The sequence below is a fragment of the Clostridium gasigenes genome (assembly GCF_900104115.1).
Taxonomy (GTDB): domain Bacteria; phylum Bacillota; class Clostridia; order Clostridiales; family Clostridiaceae; genus Clostridium; species Clostridium gasigenes.
In genome coordinates this window covers 102840-125375 of sequence record NZ_FNJM01000001.1, presented here as the reverse complement: position 1 = coordinate 125375, position 22536 = coordinate 102840, and the positions used below count along the sequence as shown (strand labels likewise).

General features: G+C 28.1%; 20 protein-coding genes. 2 read left to right on the top strand and 18 right to left on the bottom strand.

Features of this window, described 5'->3' with window-relative positions:
* Window position 1 precedes the first annotated feature (1 nt).
* The 4 genes from BLS77_RS00570 to BLS77_RS00555 all read right to left on the bottom strand — a co-directional run bounded on the left by BLS77_RS00570 (window position 2) and on the right by BLS77_RS00555 (window position 3802).
* Complete coding sequence (locus BLS77_RS00570; RefSeq protein WP_089964817.1) at window positions 2-760, bottom strand: ABC transporter ATP-binding protein; 759 nt, start codon at window positions 758-760, stop codon at window positions 2-4.
* A gap of 3 nt (window positions 761-763) precedes the next feature.
* Window positions 764-1714 (bottom strand): branched-chain amino acid ABC transporter permease, encoded by a 951-nt coding sequence (locus tag BLS77_RS00565; protein WP_242873896.1) that lies wholly within the window; start codon window positions 1712-1714, stop codon window positions 764-766.
* A gap of 3 nt (window positions 1715-1717) precedes the next feature.
* Window positions 1718-2593 carry a branched-chain amino acid ABC transporter permease gene (locus BLS77_RS00560; protein ID WP_089964813.1) on the bottom strand — a complete coding sequence of 292 codons (876 nt, stop codon included), beginning with the start codon at window positions 2591-2593 and terminating at the stop codon, window positions 1718-1720.
* 69 nt (window positions 2594-2662) lie between these two features.
* The gene (locus tag BLS77_RS00555) at window positions 2663-3802 is read right to left on the bottom strand and encodes an ABC transporter substrate-binding protein (protein WP_089964811.1); all 1140 of its coding nucleotides are present in this window, start codon (window positions 3800-3802) and stop codon (window positions 2663-2665) included.
* 282 nt (window positions 3803-4084) lie between these two features.
* Between BLS77_RS00555 and BLS77_RS00550 the strand changes: the two genes are divergently transcribed.
* Together BLS77_RS00550 and BLS77_RS20175 are read left to right on the top strand one after the other, a co-directional pair.
* Window positions 4085-5632 (top strand): immunoglobulin-like domain-containing protein, encoded by a 1548-nt coding sequence (locus BLS77_RS00550; RefSeq protein ID WP_242873895.1) that lies wholly within the window; start codon window positions 4085-4087, stop codon window positions 5630-5632.
* Window positions 5607-5711, top strand: a complete 105-nt coding sequence (locus BLS77_RS20175) for a cellulose-binding domain-containing protein (RefSeq protein WP_242873894.1) — start codon at window positions 5607-5609, stop codon at window positions 5709-5711. The genes BLS77_RS00550 and BLS77_RS20175 overlap by 26 nt, the downstream gene beginning before the upstream one ends.
* 127 nt (window positions 5712-5838) lie before the next feature.
* On the opposite strand, the gene BLS77_RS00545 is transcribed toward BLS77_RS20175, so the two are convergent.
* The 14 genes from BLS77_RS00545 to BLS77_RS00480 form a co-directional block, all read right to left on the bottom strand.
* Window positions 5839-6660: a MerR family transcriptional regulator gene (locus BLS77_RS00545; RefSeq protein WP_089964809.1), complete on the bottom strand. Its 822-nt coding sequence runs from the start codon at window positions 6658-6660 to the stop codon at window positions 5839-5841.
* A gap of 197 nt (window positions 6661-6857) precedes the next feature.
* On the bottom strand, window positions 6858-8162 hold the full coding sequence (locus BLS77_RS00540; protein WP_089964807.1) for an MATE family efflux transporter: 1305 nt from the start codon (window positions 8160-8162) through the stop codon (window positions 6858-6860).
* Between the two features lie 264 nt (window positions 8163-8426).
* Entirely contained in the window at window positions 8427-9281 is an 855-nt protein-coding gene (locus BLS77_RS00535) for an FAD-binding oxidoreductase (RefSeq protein ID WP_242873893.1), read from the bottom strand.
* Between the two features lie 35 nt (window positions 9282-9316).
* The gene (gene rbr / locus BLS77_RS00530) at window positions 9317-9904 is read right to left on the bottom strand and encodes a rubrerythrin (RefSeq protein ID WP_089964804.1); all 588 of its coding nucleotides are present in this window, start codon (window positions 9902-9904) and stop codon (window positions 9317-9319) included.
* 329 nt (window positions 9905-10233) lie between these two features.
* A complete protein-coding gene (locus tag BLS77_RS00525; protein WP_175490720.1) occupies window positions 10234-11586 on the bottom strand; it encodes a methyl-accepting chemotaxis protein in 1353 nt (450 codons plus the stop codon).
* 555 nt (window positions 11587-12141) lie between these two features.
* Window positions 12142-12573 carry a hypothetical protein gene (locus BLS77_RS00520; protein WP_089964801.1) on the bottom strand — a complete coding sequence of 144 codons (432 nt, stop codon included), beginning with the start codon at window positions 12571-12573 and terminating at the stop codon, window positions 12142-12144.
* 128 nt (window positions 12574-12701) lie between these two features.
* Window positions 12702-13745, bottom strand: coding sequence for a metallophosphoesterase (locus BLS77_RS00515; RefSeq protein WP_089964799.1), 1044 nt, complete (start codon window positions 13743-13745; stop codon window positions 12702-12704).
* A gap of 68 nt (window positions 13746-13813) precedes the next feature.
* On the bottom strand, window positions 13814-15340 hold the full coding sequence (locus BLS77_RS00510; RefSeq protein ID WP_089964797.1) for an FAD-dependent oxidoreductase: 1527 nt from the start codon (window positions 15338-15340) through the stop codon (window positions 13814-13816).
* 262 nt (window positions 15341-15602) lie between these two features.
* Window positions 15603-16718, bottom strand: a complete 1116-nt coding sequence (locus tag BLS77_RS00505) for an ABC transporter permease (RefSeq protein ID WP_089964795.1) — start codon at window positions 16716-16718, stop codon at window positions 15603-15605.
* Window positions 16711-17850 carry an ABC transporter permease gene (locus BLS77_RS00500; RefSeq protein WP_089964793.1) on the bottom strand — a complete coding sequence of 380 codons (1140 nt, stop codon included), beginning with the start codon at window positions 17848-17850 and terminating at the stop codon, window positions 16711-16713. The genes BLS77_RS00505 and BLS77_RS00500 overlap by 8 nt, the downstream gene beginning before the upstream one ends.
* A gap of 10 nt (window positions 17851-17860) precedes the next feature.
* The gene (locus BLS77_RS00495) at window positions 17861-18790 is read right to left on the bottom strand and encodes an ABC transporter ATP-binding protein (protein WP_089964791.1); all 930 of its coding nucleotides are present in this window, start codon (window positions 18788-18790) and stop codon (window positions 17861-17863) included.
* A gap of 206 nt (window positions 18791-18996) precedes the next feature.
* Complete coding sequence (locus BLS77_RS00490; RefSeq protein WP_089964789.1) at window positions 18997-19617, bottom strand: response regulator transcription factor; 621 nt, start codon at window positions 19615-19617, stop codon at window positions 18997-18999.
* Window positions 19618-19627: 10 nt separating this feature from the next.
* On the bottom strand, window positions 19628-20728 hold the full coding sequence (locus BLS77_RS00485; RefSeq protein ID WP_089964787.1) for a sensor histidine kinase: 1101 nt from the start codon (window positions 20726-20728) through the stop codon (window positions 19628-19630).
* 155 nt (window positions 20729-20883) lie between these two features.
* Window positions 20884-22533 (bottom strand): hypothetical protein, encoded by a 1650-nt coding sequence (locus tag BLS77_RS00480; RefSeq protein WP_089964785.1) that lies wholly within the window; start codon window positions 22531-22533, stop codon window positions 20884-20886.
* Window positions 22534-22536 lie beyond the last annotated feature (3 nt).

Sequence of the window (22536 nt, the reverse complement as noted above, 5' to 3'; positions counted from 1 at the left end):
TTTATGCCCCCTCTCCAAGGTAAGCTTCAATTACCCTAGTATTTATCTTTATTTCAGCTGGTGTTCCTTCAGCTATTTTTTTACCGTAGTCTAATACTACTATTTTTTCACAAACACCCATAACAAGTTTCATATCATGTTCTATTAATAGTATTGATATTTCAAATTTTTCCTTAATCCAACCAATCATATTCATAAGTTCATGAGTTTCCTTTGGATTCATTCCAGCTGCTGGTTCATCTAGTAGTAATAATGATGGATTGGTTGCCAAAGCTCTAACTATTTCAAGTCTTCTTTGTTCTCCATAAGAAAGATTTTTAGCCATTTCATCTTTTTTATCATCTAAATTAAATATTTTTAAAAGCTCTATGCTTTTCTCTTCTATTTCCTTTTCTTCTTTTCTAAACCTAGGTGTTCTAAAAATAGAATCTAACATATTGTAATCTATCATATAGTTAAAGCTAATCTTTACATTATCTATCACTGATAGTGTTGAAAATAACCTTATATTTTGAAAGGTTCTAGCTATTTTCTTCTTGGTAATATTATAAGGCTTTAAACCATGAATGTCTTCTCCAAGATAACATATCTTTCCCTCAGTTGGATTATATACTCCAGTTAGCATATTAAATACTGTTGTTTTTCCTGCCCCATTTGGTCCTATAAGTCCTACAATTTCTTTTGAACCTATCTTTAAATTAAAATCTGATACAGCCTTTAACCCTCCGAATTGTATAGAAAGATTTTCTACTGATAACATAGTTTAGCCCTCCTTTCTTTTTCTAAATTTACCAAACACTTTAAGTGATAATTCTTTATTTCCAAGTAACCCTTGTGGTCTAAATATCATTAAAACAATTAGAGCAAGTGGATATATAATCATTCTTAATTCTTTAAATTCTCTAAGTCCTTCTGGTAAAAATGTTAATATAACAGTAGCTATTACAGACCCTGATAACGAACCCATACCACCAAAAACTACAAATGTTAGAATATCTATTGACTTAACAAAATCAAATGATGTTGGTTGTATAAATCCCATATGATGAGAGTATAACCCACCAGCTGCCCCTGCAAAGAAAGCTGCAACTATAAATGCCATCATTTTATATTTAAATGCATTTACACCCATAGCTTCTGCAGCTATTTCGTTTTCTCTTATTGCTACCATTGATCTTCCTTGAGTTGAATGAATAATATTATAAATTACAACTATCGCTATAACCATAGCTAAAAATGCTATAGTAAAGTTTGTTTTTCTTGGAATTCCAGAAAAGCCTCTAGCTCCTCCAACATAATCAAGATTCATAATTATAACCCTAATTATTTCTCCAAAAGCTAAAGTGGTAATTGCAAAATAATCACCTTTTAGCTTTAAAGTTGGATATCCTATTAAAGCTGCAAATATTCCTGCAATAACTCCTCCAACTATAATTGAAAGAAAAAATGGCAATTTCATATTTACTGAAAGAACCGCTGAAACATATGCTCCAATAGCCATAAACCCTGCATGCCCTAAACATAATTGCCCTGTAAATCCAACTATCAAATTAAGAGATACTGCTAAAACTATATTTATAAGAATTAAAATAATAATTCCACCATAGTATGAATTAATTACTTTAGTAGTCATTAATATAAATAATATTAAAAACGTTCCAATTATAAGTCCTATATTAACTAATGTTTTTTTGCTCATACATTTCATATTCATCACCTACACCTTCTCATTAGTCTTTTTGCCAAGTAACCCCGAAGGTTTAATTAACAATATTATTATTAACACTGAAAAAGCTATAGCATCTGAGAAACTTGTTGATATATATGCTTTTGTTAAAGTTTCTATCATTCCCATAAGGAATCCTCCAAGTAGCGCACCTGGTATGCTTCCTATTCCTCCAAGAACTGCTGCAACAAAGGCTTTAAGCCCTGGCATTGTTCCCATATATGGTGTTATGCTTGGATATGAAATAGCAACTAAAACTCCTGCAACCCCTGCAAGTGCTGATCCTATGGCAAATGTAAGTGATATAGTATTATTAACATTTATCCCCATAAGTTGTGATGCTTCTGTATCAAAAGAAGCTGCTCTCATTGCTTTTCCAACTTTAGTTTTATAAACAATAAATTGAAGTAGGAATACTAAAAATGCTGATACAGCAAGAAGTAGTATTGTTTTACTGTTTATTTCAACTCCACCTAAAGATATAACCTTATTTCTAATTAACTCTGGAAATGCCTTTGGGTTAGCCCCAACTATTAACCTCATTCCATTTTGTAGTAATAGAGAAACCCCTATTGCTGTTATTAAAAGGGTTATTCTTGGTGAATTTCTAAGTGGTTTATAAGCTACTTTTTCAATAATTATCCCTGCCGCTGCTGATATTAACATTGCAACTATTAATGTAGGCACTAATGAAAATCCTAATGTATTCGCTGCAAAGTATCCTGAAAAGGCACCTATCATATATATTTCTCCATGGGCAAAGTTTATTAATTTAATAATTCCATAAACCATTGTATACCCAAGAGCAAGGAGGGCATATACACTCCCTAATGCTAGTCCGTTTATAAGTTGCTCTGAAAATTCCATAATACTCTCCTCCTTTAGTTAAATTTAGTGATTAGCAAATAAATAATTAGTCATTTATTTGCTAATCCCTTAAGGGTTAATTTTATCTACTAATTGATTTTTATCTCCATCTACTTTAATTATACTTGCAGTCTTAATCGCTGATCTTTCATCATTAAATTTAATATTTCCTGTAACACTATTAATTTCAACTTTCTTTAAAGCCTCTTTAATAGCTACTCCATCTGTACTTTTTGCATCTTCAATACCTTTTAATAAAACTTTCATTGTATCGTAAGCTAAAGCTGCAAATGCATCTGGATCTTTTTTGTATTTTGCTTTATAACTATCTCCAAATTTCTTAACATTTTCTTCTTTATCACCTGCGTAATAATGATTAATGTATAATGCACCCTTTACAGCATCCTTACCTATAGTTGCAAGCTCTTGAGATTCCCAACCATCGCCACCTAATAATTGAGATGTTATCCCCTTATCTCTAGCTTGGCTAGCAATTAACCCAACTACATTATAATAATCTGGAAGAACTAATACATCTGGGTTAGAAGATTTTATTTTAGTTAATTGAGCATTATAATCTGTTTCTTTATCGTTATAGCTTAAATATTCAATAACATTTCCACCAGTTGCTTCAAAATCTTTCTTAAAACTTTCAGCTATACCTTTTGAATAATCTGATCCTGAATTATATAAAACTGCCGCTGTTTTCTTTCCTAAGTTTTCTTTAGCATATTTAGCTAAAATCTCACCTTGGAATGAATCTACGAAGCATCCTCTAAATACAAATTCTCCACCAACTCTCGTAATGTTTGGTTCTGTACCTGTTGGTGTAATAAGTGGTATTTGTTTATCAGTTGCATTTGGTGCAACTGCTGTTGCTGCTCCTGATGTTACAGGTCCTAAAACTGCCACTACCTTATCATTATCTACTAATTTGTTAAAGGCTTGAATTGCTGAATTTGGCTCTGCTTGGTCATCTTCAAATATAAGTTCTATTTGTTTTCCGCTTACCCCACCAGCATTATTTATTTCCTCTACATATAAATCCGCGCCTTCTTTAACTGATTGTCCATAAGTTGAAGCTGTTCCTGTAAGTGGTCCTATTCCACCAATTTTAATAATATCCTCATTACTTTTATTACCGCATCCCACAAGTGTAGTAATTGCCATTGCCCCTGCAATTACACATGCTACTAATTTCTTTTTCATAATATTGCCCCCTTTTCATATTATCAACTTTTTAAGTTTTAATCTATTTTAGTATTAATTTGATATATTATCAAGTTTTATTTTATCAATATAATATCATATTGCATTTTAAAATACAATATAAACATTTTTATTTTTATAAAATAATTATATTTTAACTTGTATATTTAATCTTTTTTTGTAAAAATTATCAATTAGAATTTAAAAAACAAATGCTTTTTTCAATAAAAAGGTTTAAGATATAGTTGTATGGGAATAAAAGTAATTAAAGGAGGTTTTTTCATGATTAAAAGTATTACAAAAAAAATCTTAGCCACTTCTCTTGCAACTGTTATGTTATTACCCTGTGTAAATAGCATGTCAACTGTACCAGCTTTAGCTGCAACTACCGATTACGGGGTTGGACATGGAGTAACTTGGCCAACTCAAGTTAACGCACCCTACGTTGATATGGTAGAGTGGATTACAAAAGTAGATTATAACTACAACGGGGTTGCAAACCTAACAAAACTATCTCAAGACACTGGTGTAAAATATTTCAACCTAGGATTTATCCAAGCTACAGGAAATGTTTCAAACGGTAAGGTTAATTGGGGCTGGGGTGGCTATTCTGTATTAACTGAGGGTTCAAACGACACTCAATATGCTGGACTTAAACAATCAATAAAAGACTTTAGATCAAATGGCGGAGATGTAACTATATCTTTTGGAGGATTATCTGGAACACCGCTTTGGGAAGCATCTTCTGATGTTAATGTACTAGCAGCTACTTATACAGATATAGTTAATGGATATGGGTTAACTAGATTAGATTTAGATGTTGAAGGCGGTGCTCAAAACAAAGCTTCAAACATTACAAATGCTAAAGCTATTAAATTAGTTCAAGATGCAACAAAAGTAGATGTAGTTTTAACATTACCTGTATTACCAAGTGGGTTAACTTCTGAAGGTTTAGGCGTATTAGAAGCCTATTTAGCTAATGGTGTTAATTTAAAAGCCGTTAATATTATGACAATGTGTTATGGTGATGGTGTATTGTTACCAGGCGAAAATTATGGTACAGCATCTGTTAGAGCTATGACTTCAACTAAAGATCAATTAAAGGATTACTATAAGAAATTTACCGGTGCAACTTTAAGTGATGCTGATGCATATGCAAAATTAGGTACAACCTGTTCAATTGGTTATGAGGGCAGTTCATTCCCAACTTTTACTCCTGATTTAGCAAAAATTGTAGTTGATGCTTCAATTAAAAACAAAGTTGCTATGACTTCTTATTGGTCAATAAACAGAGATGCTAAATTTGATACAAATCAAGGAATTACTGGTTTATACTTATTTAATAATGTATATAAACAATTTGGGACAACTAATCCAACTCCACCAGCTACTAATACTGCGCCTGTTTTAAATGGTGTGAAAAATAATACTGTGAATGTTGGAACTTCTTTCAATGCCTTAACTGGTATTACAGCTACTGATACAGAAGAGGGTGATTTAACTAGCAAAATAGTTGTTAGTGGTTCTGTTAACACGCAAGTTGTAGGTAATTACACCTTAACTTATAAAGTAACTGATAGCAAAGGTCTTGTTACCACTGCAACTGCTACAGTAACAGTACAAAAACCAGTTGTACCATCAGGTGACACCTATGATGCAGATAAAATTTATAACGCCGGTGATACAGTAATATATAATGGTGTTAAATATAAAGCTAAATGGTGGACAAAAGGTGAAATACCTTCAGCTAGCCAAGCTTGGTCTATAGTTCCAACTTCAAATACCGATGGAAGTGTAGACTACATTGCTGGAACACCCTATTCTGCTTAAATATAATGGTATAATCTATAAAGCTAATTGGTGGACAACCACTACTCCAGGTAGTGATAGTTCTTGGTCTAAAAAATAGTTTTCTAATTAAAATATAAAATAAATGTCTATTTTATAAAATTCACTTAATTAATAAAAAAAATAGGTCCTTCTAATTAAGAAGAGCCTATTTTTTATTATATTCTATCGATACATTTTATTTGTTTCTATATATTTTTTAATATTTGTATCTGACCTAAGGATCTTTCCTTACCATCATTTCCAACTCTAGTCATTATGTATATTTCATAAAAATCTCCAATTACTTCAATGTTATTTTTATCAATATACTCTATAATTTTTTTATAGTACTTACTTGTATCCTTATAATCATCATCAAAATTCAATGTTATATATTCTCCCTTTGGCAATGTTATTAAATTCTCATGATAATTTCGAATACCCTCTCCAACACTAATTAGCATATTATTATATATTAATTTTTCATATTTTTTTATATCTTCGTATGATATAGCAAATGCAAGTTCTTTATTTGAACTGCTATACTTTTGCTCCATATCTACTAATGTTTTACTTAAGTTTATTTCAAATTCTTCCGTATATCTTTTTGTATTATTATATTTAATAAATCTCCTTTCATCACTATATTTAATAAACACCTCATCAATACCTTCTTCTAAAGATTTTTTTATACGTTCTTCAAGAAAACTAATATTATTTTTTACGGTGCTTAATTCCTTTATTTTATTATCTATCATTTCTTTTTGCTTACTTATTATATTAAGTATAGAATCAAAAGAAGTATAATTTTCTATTAAACCCTTTATTTCCTCTAGTGATAATCCCATAGCCTTACATTGTTTTATTAAATCTAGTATTACAAAATGTTTTGCAGAGTAATACCTATATCTGCTTTTTTCATTTATATATGAAGGTTTTAAAAGCCCAATTTTGTCATAATGTCTTAATGTTTGAACTGATATATTATGTAACTTTGACATTTCCCCAATAGAAAAGTTTGTTCCCATCTTTACACCTCATTTGTATTTAGGCATTGTAAAATAAATAACTAGTCAATATCCTAGTTATTTTTCACCTTAGCCTATTTTTCATATCCCTTCTTAAATTTAAATTTAAAAAGCTATGCCTAAATTACTTTAAGCATAGCTTTATTATACTACTATTTTTTTCCTTTTATAAGGTTGGACTATTATTTCATTAAATTTTATACACTTAAAACTGCTTCTGTAGAAGTTTTAATATTTGCAATTAATTTAACTGTTATAAATGTTAAACTTTCAGATACTGTTGCACTTATCCATATTCCAGTTATTCCAAACATACTTCCAAATACAATTAAACATATTGGAAGAAATATAACTGACCTAAGTATGCAACTTATATTTGAATACATTGGTTTTTCTATAGCTTGATAATATACAAGAGTGTTTAGGTTTAGCCCTACTAAAAAGTAACTAAAACTTGCTATTCTAAGAGCATTATAAGATAATTGCGCTATATTTGGATCTATTGTAAATATTCCTATAAGTTTAGGTCCAAAAACAAAGCTTACTATAACAAAAATCCCACTTATCACAGTTGATGATATACATGTTATCTTGAAGAACCCTAACATTTTCTCACCATTTTTTCTTCCATAGTTATAACTAATAAGAGGTTGTACACCTAATGTTATACCATAAAGAACCATATATATATTTGTAGTTAAATAATTTATTATACTATATGATGAGAGTCCTATCTCACCTACAAATTTTACTAAAGCTATATTATGCAATAGTACAATTATTGAATAACTTGCTTGTGCAAAAAATGATGGAAAACCTATAAGTGAAAACTCCTTAATAAGTTCCCTGTTAATATTTGCACGTCCAAAAGTTAAAATACCTTTTCCTTTTAAGAAATGAGGTAGTAATATGCATACTGTAACTATTTGACCAAGTCCTGTAGCTATAGCTGCTCCTTTTATTCCAAAACCGAGTTCAAATATAAATATATAATCTAATACTATATTAGTTATTGCCCCAGCCATTGTTGATATCATTGCAAGTTTCGGTCTACCATCGTTTCTCACAAAACTACTAAGAACTATCCCTATTAAATTAGGAATACAAAACAATGCATAAAACCTTAAATATTCTACACCTAAAGACTTCAAATTGTCTGTTGCTCCAAGTAAAGTTACTATTTCTTCTGTAAATATAACTCCAATTATACTTATTCCTATACTAATTATTAGTAGAAACTTAAATACTTGTCTAAATACATCTAGTGCTTTTTCAGTATTATTTGCTCCAACATTTTTAGAGACCAAAGCCCCTCCACCTATTGCAAACATAGAAGCTAACCCAAATAGCAAAACTGTAAATGGTAATACTATATTAACCGCTGCTAATGCCGAATCTCCAACACCTTTTCCTACGAATATTCCATCAATAACTGTATATAAAGACGAAATGAACATAGCAATTGCTGATGGTACAGCGTATTTAAAAAATTCCTTTATCATATATATCCACCTTTTTTATTTATTATTATCCTTTTCTTATTATAAACTCTATTGTTACTATAGAGTCAACCTCTTTTTTTAAATAATTTATATGATCTTTTTTCTATTAAGACATGGTCAAATAAATAACAATAAGGTGACTTGTATTTGTTTCATCATGTCTAAACTCAATAAAAAAATAGGGTGTTTCACACACCCTATTTCCATCTTAATATTAAACTTTATTTGAATATTACTTATTAACTATACCAATATATTTATTCATTATTCCATAGATTGTGGCTCTCCAAAGAATTCGAAATGTATATTTTCTCTATTAACTCCTAATTCTATAAGAGCTTTATTTAATATTTTCATAAATATTGGTGGTCCACAGAAATAAAATTCACTATTTAAATCCAAATTATTTTCTATCCATTCTTTCCCTATGAAACCTTCAACATAGTAATCTTTTCCTTTTTCATCTACTTCCAAAGGATTGCTGTAAAATACATAACTTTTTAATTTTATAATTTCTTCCATCTTCTTAATATCATACTTAAATGGTTGAATTTTCGAATTTTGAACTGCTTGAATAAACGTTATATTCTTTTTATCTTCAATTGCGTCATATAACATAGAAATCAAAGGCGTAATTCCAATTCCTGCTGAAATTAAAACAACAGGCTTTTTATTATTTTCTAATGTAAATAATCCGGCTGGAACCATAGCTTCAATAGCATGTCCAATCTCTAACTCATCATGTAAATAAGAACTTATTAATCCACCCTCTACTTTTTTCACACTTATTCTATAAATATGCTCATTAGGCTTCATTGATAAGGTATATGTTCTTATTTCATTATTATATTTATCATCATTGCTTTTAATTTTAATAGGCAAATATTGACCTGCTATATGCTTAATTAATTTTTTCCCTTCTTTATCTTTAAAATAAAATGATATTATATCATTACATTCTTTAACTTTATCTACTAATATTAGATCCTTGAAACCAGTCCATGATTTAGCATACTCTAATTCTGCACTAGATGTATTAGAATATTTTTGTATTATTTCTTCCATGTCCGCAGCATTATCTTTTTTATAAACATCTTTTATAGTATTAATATCTATCACTCCTTCTAAATTTAAATATATTTTTTTGTTAACTTCTAATAATCTTGTGTAAATATTTTAAAATATCCTTGTGGGTGAATACACGCTGGACACACTGTTGGAGCTTCTTCCCCTTCATATATATATCCACAATTTTGACATTGCCACATGTTAACTTCATCTTTTTTAAAGACTTTTGATGTTTCTATATTTTTAGCTAATTTTAAATATCTATCTTCATGCCATTTTTCTACTGTCGCTATATTTTCAAATGCAGCTGCAATAGCTAGGAACCCTTCTTCTCTAGCAACCTTTGCAAACTTTGGATATAGATCCACCCATTCTTCATTTTCACCAGCAGCTGCTGACTTTAAATTTTCTACAGTGCTTGTATGTAATGCAACTGGAAATGATGCTGTTATTTCAATTGTCTCATTTGAAAAATCATCCTTTAAGAACTTATAGAATCTTTCACCATGCTCTTTTTCCTGTGCTGCTGTTTCTTCAAAAATCTTTGCTATTTGAATATATCCTTCTTTTTTTGCAACACTTGCAAAGAAAGTATATCTATTTCTAGCTTGTGACTCTCCAGCAAAAGATTTCATTAAGTTAATTGCGGTATTAGTTCCATTTAATTTTTTCATTATTTCCCCACTCCTTATTTTCATAATATTTTAAATTTTTTTAATATTATTACTATTTTAAGTATACCTTTCCTCTTATCGTTAGTCAATAATAATTGTTATTTGATATATTAACTTACCTATTATCTATTTCAGCATAAAATGTATTTTCGTTAACTTTTTTATTGCTTTTAATTCCTATCCATGTTATTATAAACGAGCAGTTGGCATAAAAGTGCTAATTACTTATAGAGCCTGGTCAGTCCTTCGCCGGATACCAGGCTCTATTTTATTATATTCTAGATTATGGATGTTCAAAAATAACTAATCAAACTCTGCTTTATTTTTCTTTAACTCTCCATTTCACTTAATTTAAATAAAGATTCTAGATAAATTTCTATTGAAACTATTCCAGGTTTATCTTGTCTTTTTGTAATTAGATACATTGATGTCTTCCCATTATCAAACCTTTTAGATAATGGATAAAGTTTATATTTTTTATCACTTTTAAAAAAGCTATAATAATCTTTGTTTATTTCAAAAATATTAAAACTATTATCTACTGGTTCTGATGCATGTTCAAAACACCCTTTAGAATTACTATAATAAATACCGTTCACTCCCAATTCTTTTGCAAAATTTCTTAGGGCCTTTATATCTTTTTTAATATCTGTATTACATACCTTCATGCATATATCTTCTAATTTGCTAGTTAAATCCTTACCAAATGACAAGTCAAGTAATGCATTAGAGCTACCTGTTAATTCTTCCATTATGCTAGAAAAATCTTTAAGTATATTTTGTTGTATATCTATATCCATACCAACTTGTTGAACTGTTGATAAGGTTGTACAATGTGATTCCCTTAACCCTTCTGTAACATTTTCTATATCCTTAGCCATTCCAACAATATTTATCGAGTTTTCTTTTACTCTATGTGTTTTTTCTTTCAATTCTTTACTATTTATTACTATAGAATTAAATGAAGCTGATAAATTATATACTGATTCAGCTGTTATATTAATGACTTCTTGTGTTTCTTCTGAAGTTGAGTTTAATGTACTTATCTCTTTCTTCATTATATTTAGCTGTTTACTTATATTAGAACTAAAAATTCCTGATGATGTGGATAGCTTTTTAATTTCACTTGCAACTACAGAAAATCCTCTTCCATTTTCTCCAGCTCTAGCCGCTTCAATAGTAGCATTTAAAGCTAAAAGATTTGTTTGCTTTGCAATTTCACTAATACTTGATGTAGATCTATATATTTCATCAAAGGACTTATTTAATTTAATACAAAGATCTAATATATTTCTATAATACTCTTTAAGTTCTTCCACAGTCTTTTCTACGTCTTTTAATCTTTTTCCCTCTATTAAAATAGTTTGTTCGCTTGTGTTTGCAGCATAATTCACTTCATTTAGAATACTATCCATTGTATTTATTTTGCTTTGTATTACTTTAAATGAATTATCTAAACTATTTACACTTTTATTATTATCTTCTGTTAAGTTTAAAATTTTCTTTGAACACTCATTAATTTCTGATGATACTTTATTTAATCCTCCATGAGCCATAAATATTTTAGCACCTGTTTCATCCAACTTTAAAAGTGATTTCTTTAAAGTAACTGAGTTTTCATTACTATTATCTTGTATAACTAAGCTTGAATTATCACTTATATTTTTATTATTTCTACTCATTATTAATTTAATGATAATATATATAATGACTGCCCCATTAACAATAATAAATTCATTCATTTTAACAAATAATAATAAGTTTATTATTATTATTACGGGAATTATACTGTAAATATTTTTTTTATTAATCATATAATTTATTACATAAAAAATTATAATACTCTAAATACTAGTTTATTATAATGCTACTTTTTTTATGTAAACTCTCCTTTTTTTTATTTTTATTTTAAAACACTGTAACACATGTTTCTTTTAGATTAAATTTAACCTATTTACTTTTTTATCCTATTTCCTGTAATCCTTTGCATAGAACTTTATGAATATTATTATACCATAATATAACATACTATTTTATTAAACTTTAAAATATTCCCAACATTTTTTTATATATTAAATATTGACATACTAAAAATATTTTTAAATAAAACTACTACTGGAGGTCCAAAAAAATAAATAGTCATAGTCTTTAACCTGTCTAACAAAAATATCCAAAAAACACTACTTTAATATAAGTATTTCTTGGATATTTTTATAAATTTATTTTAATTTTCTATTTTAACATAAATCTAATTTAGTTCTTATTTTATCATTGAACTCTTTACTTATTCCGAGCTTAATAGCTTCATCAGTAAAACCTAATATTATATCTGCATCATCATACTTCATAGTTGCATAACCAGTTATTAAAGTACTAATACTAAGAACACTCTGCGAAACTTCAAGTCTGTCTTCACCTCTAATACTTCCAACTTCTACTGCTCTATATAAAATGTAGCTGTAGACAGAATATATTTTAAATATTTGATAAACATTTAAGTCTTTAATATTTTTAAATCTATAGTCTATTCTCATAAGATCATTTTTTGTGCATATACTGGAGCTAATATTAAAATGTACTGCTGCCTCAATAAACTTTTCCTTTATTGATTTATTTACTTTGTCTGATATATAATTTTCAATTATTTTTTCAATATAATTGATTTCCATAAAACACCCCTAATTACAAATTTTCTCACTTTAATTTTATTACATTAAAGTCCAAGGTGCAACTATTAACTTACTAAATATTTTCTAAATAAAAGATTTTTTAATATTAACTAGTGAGATGCCCAACTCTATAGATTTGTTTTTTTAACTAATTTTATTAAATTTATTTCGGGCTTATTAAAAAATCTAAATCTTAAAATTTCTACTGCTCCACCAGCTCCAATTCCCCTGCTTACATACTGTTTAAAGCCTCCCCATTTTGTGAGTCCACTTATTCGCTCTTTAGATGGAAACCATCCACTTTGGTTTAAATCTGGTATAAATATACCTCCTACATAAGGTATTCTCCATTGCCCTCCATGATAGTGCCCAGCTAAAACTAAATCATACCTTCCTAGAAATTTACCTATATCTCCTTCATAACCTCTTTTATTCATTGGGTAATGTGTTAACGCTAACTTTATATCATTTTCATTATATTTCCCTTTAGCCAATTCATTAAATTCATCAGAGTAAATCAATTCAGAGACCCACAATATTTCTTTTCCTTTTTTTATAGAATATACATTATCTAAAAACTTAACTCCTAGTTCTTTCATTTTTATTCCAGCTTCAGTTAATTCTCTTTCTCCTATATCATTATTGTTACTCAAATTATCCTTATTTCTATTGCTATTATTACTTATTACCTCTTTACCCTTATAATTATTTATATTTCTTTTAGTAAAACTATTAAAACTAACTTCATCTTTATAAACCATAGGTCCATGATTACCTGGTGTATAAAAAATCTCTTCTTTATTATTTATTCCTTTTAATAAAGCAATAAATTTTTCATAATCATTATCTTGTCTATTTTGCATATCTCCAGTAATAGCTATTATATCAAATTTCAATTCATTTATAAGTTCTGTTAATCCCTCTTGACTTTCACCCAAACTTTTACTATGCAAATCAGTAACCTGCAGAATGGTAAACCCCTCAAATTCTTTTGGTAAATTCTCTATTCCAATTTTTTGATTTACTACAGTAACACTATTATTATTTTCAATATTATATTTTATTGTTGCATTAAGAAAAGTAGTTACCGCTGCTAAAATTGCAATTTTATATCTCATTCTTTCACCTTTACCTGTTATTTTTTTAAATGCCTTACAACAATAATTATACACTTGTTATATTGCCATAAAAACCCCTATAGGCTATTTATTCCTATAGGGGTTTCAAATATTTAAACTTTTTATAATATATTGGGTTCTACTTTATTAGGACCTTCTCCATAGGATTTTAAAGGGTTAATTGCAGGTCCCTCTAAAACATTTCCCATATAATCAAATCTTGAACCATGGCAAGGGCAATCCCAGCTGCGTTCACAATTATTCCATCTTAGCTCGCAACCTAAATGAGTGCATTTAATATTAACTATAAATAATTTTCCATTTTCATCTTTGAATGCACCATAATCAACTCCTTTAATTCTAACAATCTTCATTTCACCATTTTCTATTGATACTTCTTTATCTCCACATCTAAGCATTCCAGAAATATATTCTACAGCTACATTAACGTTTTGTTTAATAAATTCTTTTGATAAATATGATTTTGATCTTGATGGAGTAAATGTTTCTTTAAATTCATCATCCCCACTAGTAATTAAATCTGAAATTATCATTGCCGCTACAGTTCCATTAGTCATGCCCCACTTTGAAAAACCTGTTGCTACATATATATTATCAAATTCTGCATTTATATATCCTATATAAGGTATATGGTCTGTAGATAACCAATCTTGAGCTGACCATTTATATTTTACTTCATCCTCTCCAAATTTTTCTTTTGCATAAGATTCTAAAATGTCATAATAATTCTTATCCTCATCTCCTTTTCCAACCCTATGTTTTTCTCCTCCTACTAATAATAGATTTTCCCCATCGCCTTCGTAACTTCTTAAAGTTCTACTTGGGCTTTCTACATTAATAAACATCCCTTTTGGAAAATCTTTCGTTTTATTCATTGCTATTATGTATGACCTTTCTGGCTCTAATCTTGCAAAATAAAAACTCATTCCATCATAAAAAGGATGGTGGGAGGCTATTACTAAATTATATGCGTAAATAACATATCCATCTTCACTTGTTATCTTATTTAATTTCCTTTTATCCACATCTTTAATAGTTGTATTTTCATAAATTTCTCCACCTTGCTTTATTACAATTTCAGCTAATGCATCTATGTATTTTTTAGGATTAAATTGAGCTTGCTTGTTAAATGATATAGCAGCTTTTATATTTAAGGGCAATGGCAAAGATTTATGATATTCACAATCTATACCAATTGCCTTGCAAACTTCAAATTCATCTTCTATATCTTTTATATAATCATCACTTTCAGTAAATGTATAAGCAGGTAACCTCTCAAAACTGCAATCTATATTATTTTCTTTTATTATGCTCTCCATTAAATTTAAAGCCTTATTATTTGCTTCATAATAAGATTTTGCTTTTTTTAAATTATATTCACTTTTTATTTTTGAATATATAATATTATGCTGCGACGTTACTTTCCCTGTATTTCTACCAGAGCAACCTCCACATATTTTCCCAGCATCTACAACAGTTACTTTAACCCCTTTTTTAGATAAAAGGTAGGCTGTTGTTATTCCTGGAATTCCTCCCCCTACGATTAAACACTCTGTTGTTATATCCTTTTTTAATTTTTCATAATTTTTTCCTTCTGAACTTAAAATCCAATAAGCTTCATTTTCCATAAAAATTAATTTCTCCTTTCATAAGTAAGTATTCTTGTTATTTATTTTATTATGCCTAAGTTTATGGTTCTAGCATTTTAGTTGTTTTATGTATTTATATCGTTCCCTAATATGTAAAAAAAATAGGCATATAGAATTTTTTTCTTCTATCTGCCTATTACTTTATATATATTTTTTTCATTATTAAACATTTTTTAATAAATAACAAGTCAGTGTTCTTATCTTATCTTTTTACCATGCTTTATATATATATTATTTTTTTCTAACATTTTCTATCCTCTACTTTACTTGAAAAGAATATACTTAGTAAAAATAATGCTAATGATAATATTATTAATGATAGTAACATTGGTGCTACATCTACTAAACTTTCTCCAGCTTGCAATTTTTCTATTGCCCCTATTGCCCATCTTTGGGGGCAAATATTACCTATTTTTTGCATATAATCTGGCATCATGCTAAAGCCCCAAAATGATCCTGATAACATTGATGTTGGTATTATAAATAAAACACTTATATTTGATGCAAGACTTGGGTTTTTAGTACAAGATACAATACATAAATTAAAGGTTACTGCTAAAAGATTCACTAATAATAGTATTATTAAAAAATATATACTATTATCTAATCCAAAATTGAAACCTAAAACTTTACATATTCCATAATATACTACTGATGTTAGTGCTGAGCACAAATAAAATACAGTAAAAACACCTGCCGAGTAACTTTTTTCTGAAACTCCACTTAAAAGTGTTCTTGCTTTAGTTCCATTTACTTCCTCATCTATAATAAACCTTACTATCACTTGCCCAGATATTAATATCATCATTATTATGATTCCTATAGAGCTCATAATTGATACTCTTTTCTCTTTATTATCATTTAACTTATATTCTGGCATATTATTATTATATTTTTCTTCTAATTCCTTAAATTTTATTTCATCACCATTCGCTAGTTTACTTAACACTTGTAAATTGTTAGTTTCAGAGTTCAAAACGCCTATTATAACTGGTTTAACATCACTTTCAGAAACAGATTTAACATTTATATTATCAATTTTACCACTTAATATATTCTTTGTGAAATTGTCATTTACTATTATAACTAACTCTAATTCTTTTCCCGCTAGTAAATTTTCAGAGTCCTCCTCTTTAATTTCTTCTATTTTAATTCCATCAATAGATTCAACTCTCCCTAATACCGAATTTGAAATTATACCATTATCCTTATTAACAATACCTACTCTATATTCACCCTCCTGTCCTAATACATAACTAGAAAGAATTATTAACATAGCAGGAAGTACTATTGATAATAATAAAAATCCTTTTTTCTTTCTTAATACATTAAATGTATTTAATATAACTCTAAGCAATTGACTTCCCTCCGTTTACTTTCTTAATAATCACATAACCAAGTATTAAAGCAAGTGTAGATCCCAAGCACATACTTATAGCTGTTATTGCATAATTATTTACAACGCCAGTGTTTAAACTTACCATTGCTGAATTAACCCAATAAACAGGGCTAAATTTTATAATATCTGACAATATAGGTATTTGTTTAAGCATTACAAGTGGACCATAACATCCCCCTGCCATACAAATTGTTATAATTATAGTTTGCAGAGCACTGTTTATACTTTTACTTTCTTTAACAAGTAACCCAATAACTATTCCAAGTATTGATGCGAATACTGTTAGTGCTAATAATACAGCTATCATTATAGGTAAGTTTTCTCCCCAATTTACTTTTAATATAAATGTTGAAAATAAATAAACTTCTGTAATTTGTAATATTCCTATTATTAACCCCAGTATTGCTTTTGAAATTATTAATTTAAGATCATTTGCCTTAGATAACCTTATCCTATTTATAGTTGTTAAACTACCTTCTGCAAAAACAGATTCAGCTATAGTAGTTGAAATATATAAAATAATAAGTGCAAGTTCTGCAAATGTATAGTATTCAAAAGATGATACTGAATTTCTTCCAATTGAACCTTCTTCAACATATTTAGCTTTTTCAGCTATTAAGACTTCTTGCAAAGAGCTTGGTTCTACTTCTAATACAGTATCAACTAAAGCATAGGTAGTTAATGTTTGTTCTACTATACTTCTAAATATTTTTGAATTTATGGGTTCTCCTTCTTCTGACCTATAATAATCATAGCCACTTTCATTTATTGTTATTAAAGAAATTGCCTCACCTTTATTAACTAAATCCATTGCCTCTTCTTTCTTTGTTATCTCTTCAAAGCTAGTTCCTGTTTCTTTTTGAAATTCTTCCTTAAAATTATTGAATCCATGTTCATATTTACTATTATTTTCAATAGAATATAAAACTTTTCCGCCTTGAAAAATATTAATATCTCCACTCATAATACCCTTTAACGAAAATCCTAAACATGTTATTAGTGCTATTGGGAAAATAAATAACATTATTACACTTCCCTTGTTTCTAAAAAATTGTTTTAGTTCTTTTTCAAGCATTGATAAAAGTATCATTTTTTCACCTCTAATCTCTTAGTTTTTTGCCTGTTAAGGCTAAGAATACTGTTTCTAAACTAGGTGTTTCATTTTTTATATTTTCAACTACTCCCTTTTTCTTTGAAATAGCCGCTACTAAACCTTCTATAACATTACTTTCTTTTAGGTAATAACATTTCAATTCATTTTCAGTTGCAATAACTTTTTCAATTCCTGTTACAGCTTTCAATGCAGTTTCTATACCTTCAATTTTATTTTTAAGAGTTATAGAGTATATATTTTTATCGCTAACTAACGATTTTAAATATTCACTATTTCCCTCTGCTATTATTTTCCCATGATCCATAATTGCAATTTTGTCACAAATTTCATCTACTTCTTCCATATAATGAGATGTGTATATAATAGTTGCTCCCTCATCCCTTAACTTCTTAACTGATTCCAATATATGGTTCCTTGATTGTGGGTCTATGCCAACTGTTGGTTCATCCATTATTATAAGCTTTGGAGTATGAGCTATTGCACATGCCATATTAAGCCTTCTTTTCATTCCTCCTGAAAATTGATTTACTCTTTTTCCTCTAACATCTAAAAGTCCAACAAATTCCAAAGCATTATCTACACGCTTTTTTAGGTCCTCTCCTCTAAATCCATATAATGAACAGAAATACTTAATGTTTTCCTCTGCGCTTAAATCAAAATATAATGCAAAATCTTGTGGAACTAACCCGATATTTTGCTTCCACTTATTTATTTTACTTTCCTTTTCTTCAAAAATTGTTTCTCCCTCACTACTTTTAATTAATCCTGTTATCATACTAATAATTGTACTTTTACCTGCACCATTTGGTCCTAAAAGCCCAAATATTTCTCCTTCATTTATACAAAAGTTAACTCCATCAACAGCAACACTATTTCCATATTCTTTATATAATTTTTTAACCTCTAATATTTTCATTTAATTTCCTCCTCATATTTATCCAATCTTAGACATGGTTACCTTCTTGTGTAGTTCAAAAAGTCCTATAAATCTTTGACTGGTTATTTATTTTGAAACACCTTACTTTCAATCCTATAATCCTATTATATAAAAAAGGTGAGTTTTCCAACAGTTAGAAAACTCACCTTTTACCTATGACAAATGTCATTACCTTATAGATTTCCTTATATATTTCCTTTTAAATATTGAATTGCAATTTGTGTTCTATGTTCTAAACCTGTTTTATCTAATATTGTTGTAATATAATTTCTTGCTGTTCCATCAGATATAAATAATTTTTTACCTACTTCTTTATTACTTAAACCCTCTGCTATAGCTTTTATTATCTCTACTTCACGTTCTGTAAATTTTCCACTAGAAATTTTAGGTTCTACTTCATTACCTCTAATTTTCCCTAAAATATTTTCATTCATAACTATAGTGTCATTATAAACAGATTTTATAGCATTTATTATTTGCTCTGGTGAATTATTTTTTAAAATATACCCCTTTGCCCCATACCTTAGAGCTTCATTTACATACTTTTCTTCATCAAAAGTAGTTAATATAAGACATTTTGTATTTGTTTCACTAACAATTTTTTTAACTGCTTCCACTCCATTTACTTTTGGCATTCTAATATCAAGTAACGCTACATCAACCTTTGTATTTTTACAAATTTCAATAGCTTCTAGTCCATTACAAGCTTCAGAAACAACCGTTATTTCACTATCTAAAGGCAATAATATTTTAAGACTTTCTCTTATTAATTTATCATCATCACATATTAATACTTTTATATTCATTACTTTTCACCTACAATCCAATTATCATTGATATAGAAAATCCATTATTACTTAAAAAGCTAATAGCTCCTTCAATTGATCTAGCTCTTTCTTCCATACCTCTAAGCCCTAAACCCTTCGCTATTTTTTCACTGCCTTTTCCATTATCTCTTATTTCTATTCTTATAAATTTATTATAAACTTCGATATACATTTCAATTTTTGTAGCATTAGAATATTTATAAGCATTTGTTAAAGCTTCTTTTAGATTATCTTCAATAACAATCCAATAACTTGAATCTATGGTAGCTATATCTCCAGTAACCTTTAGCTCTGCACATATGCGACTATTATTTTGAAATTCTGATAATAAAGTTTTTATACTCTCAATTCCTATAATCTCTTCTTGTGGTTTCAAACTTCTAAGTATTAACCTTATATCATCCATTCCTTCACTTAGATTTTCTATTGCACTGTTTAAATACTCCATAGAAAGATTTTTGTCTTTATCAATCATAGCTTTTGAAACCTGTAATTGCATTATAGAACTTGTTACACTATGTCCTAATTTATCATGTAAACTTTGTGCTATATAATTTCTTTCATTAATCTGCGCCATTATATTTGTATGATTACGATAGTTGTCCATATAAGCAAGCTTTTCAATTAATTTATGATTTTCTTCTCTTTCTATTTTATAATTATTTTTTAAATCTTTTTCTGATACTTCTCTTTTATATAAACTATCCATATAAAGATAAATTATTGAAGAATAAAGTAAAAACAATGCTATATTCTCTGGATTTATAATTAATAAAAATCCAGCCATAGAAGATACATAAGATATTTTTCTATATTTATTTATTAAAAGAGAATATATTACTGAAGGCACTACAATAACAACAATTTCCATTCCCTTAGTTATTAATATTATTGAGAATACTATTTGAAATAAATCAATAATTCTTCTGTATTTTCCACTAAAATATGATGCAAGCTGAATAACGATAAGTATAACACAAACAAGTATATACCTTATTATATATTCATTAACTAAGGTTTTATCACTAATTGCTATAAATACGATAAATGCAGATATTATAACTCCTACCAGTGTTCTTTCTCTTTCCATGAATCAATTTCTCCTATCTCTTTAATAATAATAGCCATATTTAATAGATCTTAAATTCTATAAAATATGACTACTAAACTTTTATGATTTCTAAATAACAAGCAGGTATTCTGGTCTTTTATTTTACCCTTCCTTAGGTACTTTCAAAAGAATAATTATTTAAGTGACTTCCATTTAACATTAAACACCTTACTCCAAAGAATAATATCTACTATTATTAAAATAAGGATATAAATATAGATTCCAATTGGTATAAATGTTACTGCAAAATGAGTTCCTACTAATAAACCGGTACTTAACATTGTTATTATTACAGGTAATATATTTCCTGAAACTTCTGCAACTTCTTGCTTTTGTGTAAATGGCAATGCTTTTTCCATAGTCATAAATATTATCATTATTAATAATATGCTTGCGAGTAATACACCTACTATTTGTACAATAACTTTTGGTGAGAATATTATTATAAATACTATACTTTCAAAAATAAAAACAGGTGCTAAAAGCTTATACATAACAGCTTTTATACTTCCCTTGAATATTGATGATGTATTTTTAATAGGCATTGTTGTATATACCCAGCCTGCTTTATACATTTCTGAATACCTTAGTAAAATTAATATGTTAGGTATCATTATCGCTACCCCATATAAACTTATAAAGCTTTTTGAGTTTACCATTTTAGCTCTCCATTCCATTATACCTGCAAACTCATGCATTCCAATACTCATAAATATAAATGGAAAAATAATTGCAAGGCCAAGAACTGGATATGCTTTAAGTTTAAAGCTTCTTTCACTACTTATAATACTATTTGTAAAATTGAAAAATACTCTTTCTTCTTTATTCCTACATATTATTTTACTAATCCTAAATGATAATTTTTCTTTCTTACTTTTACTTTTGTAAGTATTATTATTTAACTTTTGAAGATATTGCTCAAATGTTGGCGCTAATTTAATATAAATAACAATTGAAACTATTGGCATTACAACTGCTAATATACTCATTGCTATAAGTGTTCCATTAACATGACCGCTATCTATCATTTCTAATGGAGCTGCAAACCACATTGGTGGAAATAAATAATGCCATAACTTTGGAGTATAGGTTATTTTAAGATCCATAACATTAAATAATCTTGGAATAATTTGTCCACCAACTACCATAGTTAAACTTAAAACTATTTGCACTACATTTATCATATCCTTTAGTTTTTCTCCATCAAAAAACTTTAAAACCAAAAAATAAATTAACGCGGTTACAATAACCATAAATAAATCTATAAGAATAATCTCTAGTATAAAAACTAGCATAAACCATATACCATACCTAGCCGATACTAATATGGAAAACCCTCCAAGGGCAATAGTTAAATACATCATATATATAAACACATGAGTTAACTTTGCTGCATTTACTGTTTTTAAACTTATCCCTTTACTTCCAATTAAATTTTTATCTTTAACATCTAATATTACTGATGAAAAATCCGATATAAATACGGTTAAAATTAGAAACATAAATCCGCCAAAATAAACAGACAATTGATACATTATATTTATTTTAATTACTAATGTCATCATTAAAAAGAATCCCATAAATGCATACATCATAAGAGCTTTTGTAAATTGGTTTGAATCTGGCTTTTGTTTTTTTCCATTGTTAAAAGCAACAGAGGTTCTTCTTCCATCCATTAATAATTTAGTGCTAATTATTAATCTCATTACATCATAATCTACTCCAGCTTTTTTATAGATACCTTTAAACTTATCTATTATTTTTAAAACTTTAAACTCTTTCATAGC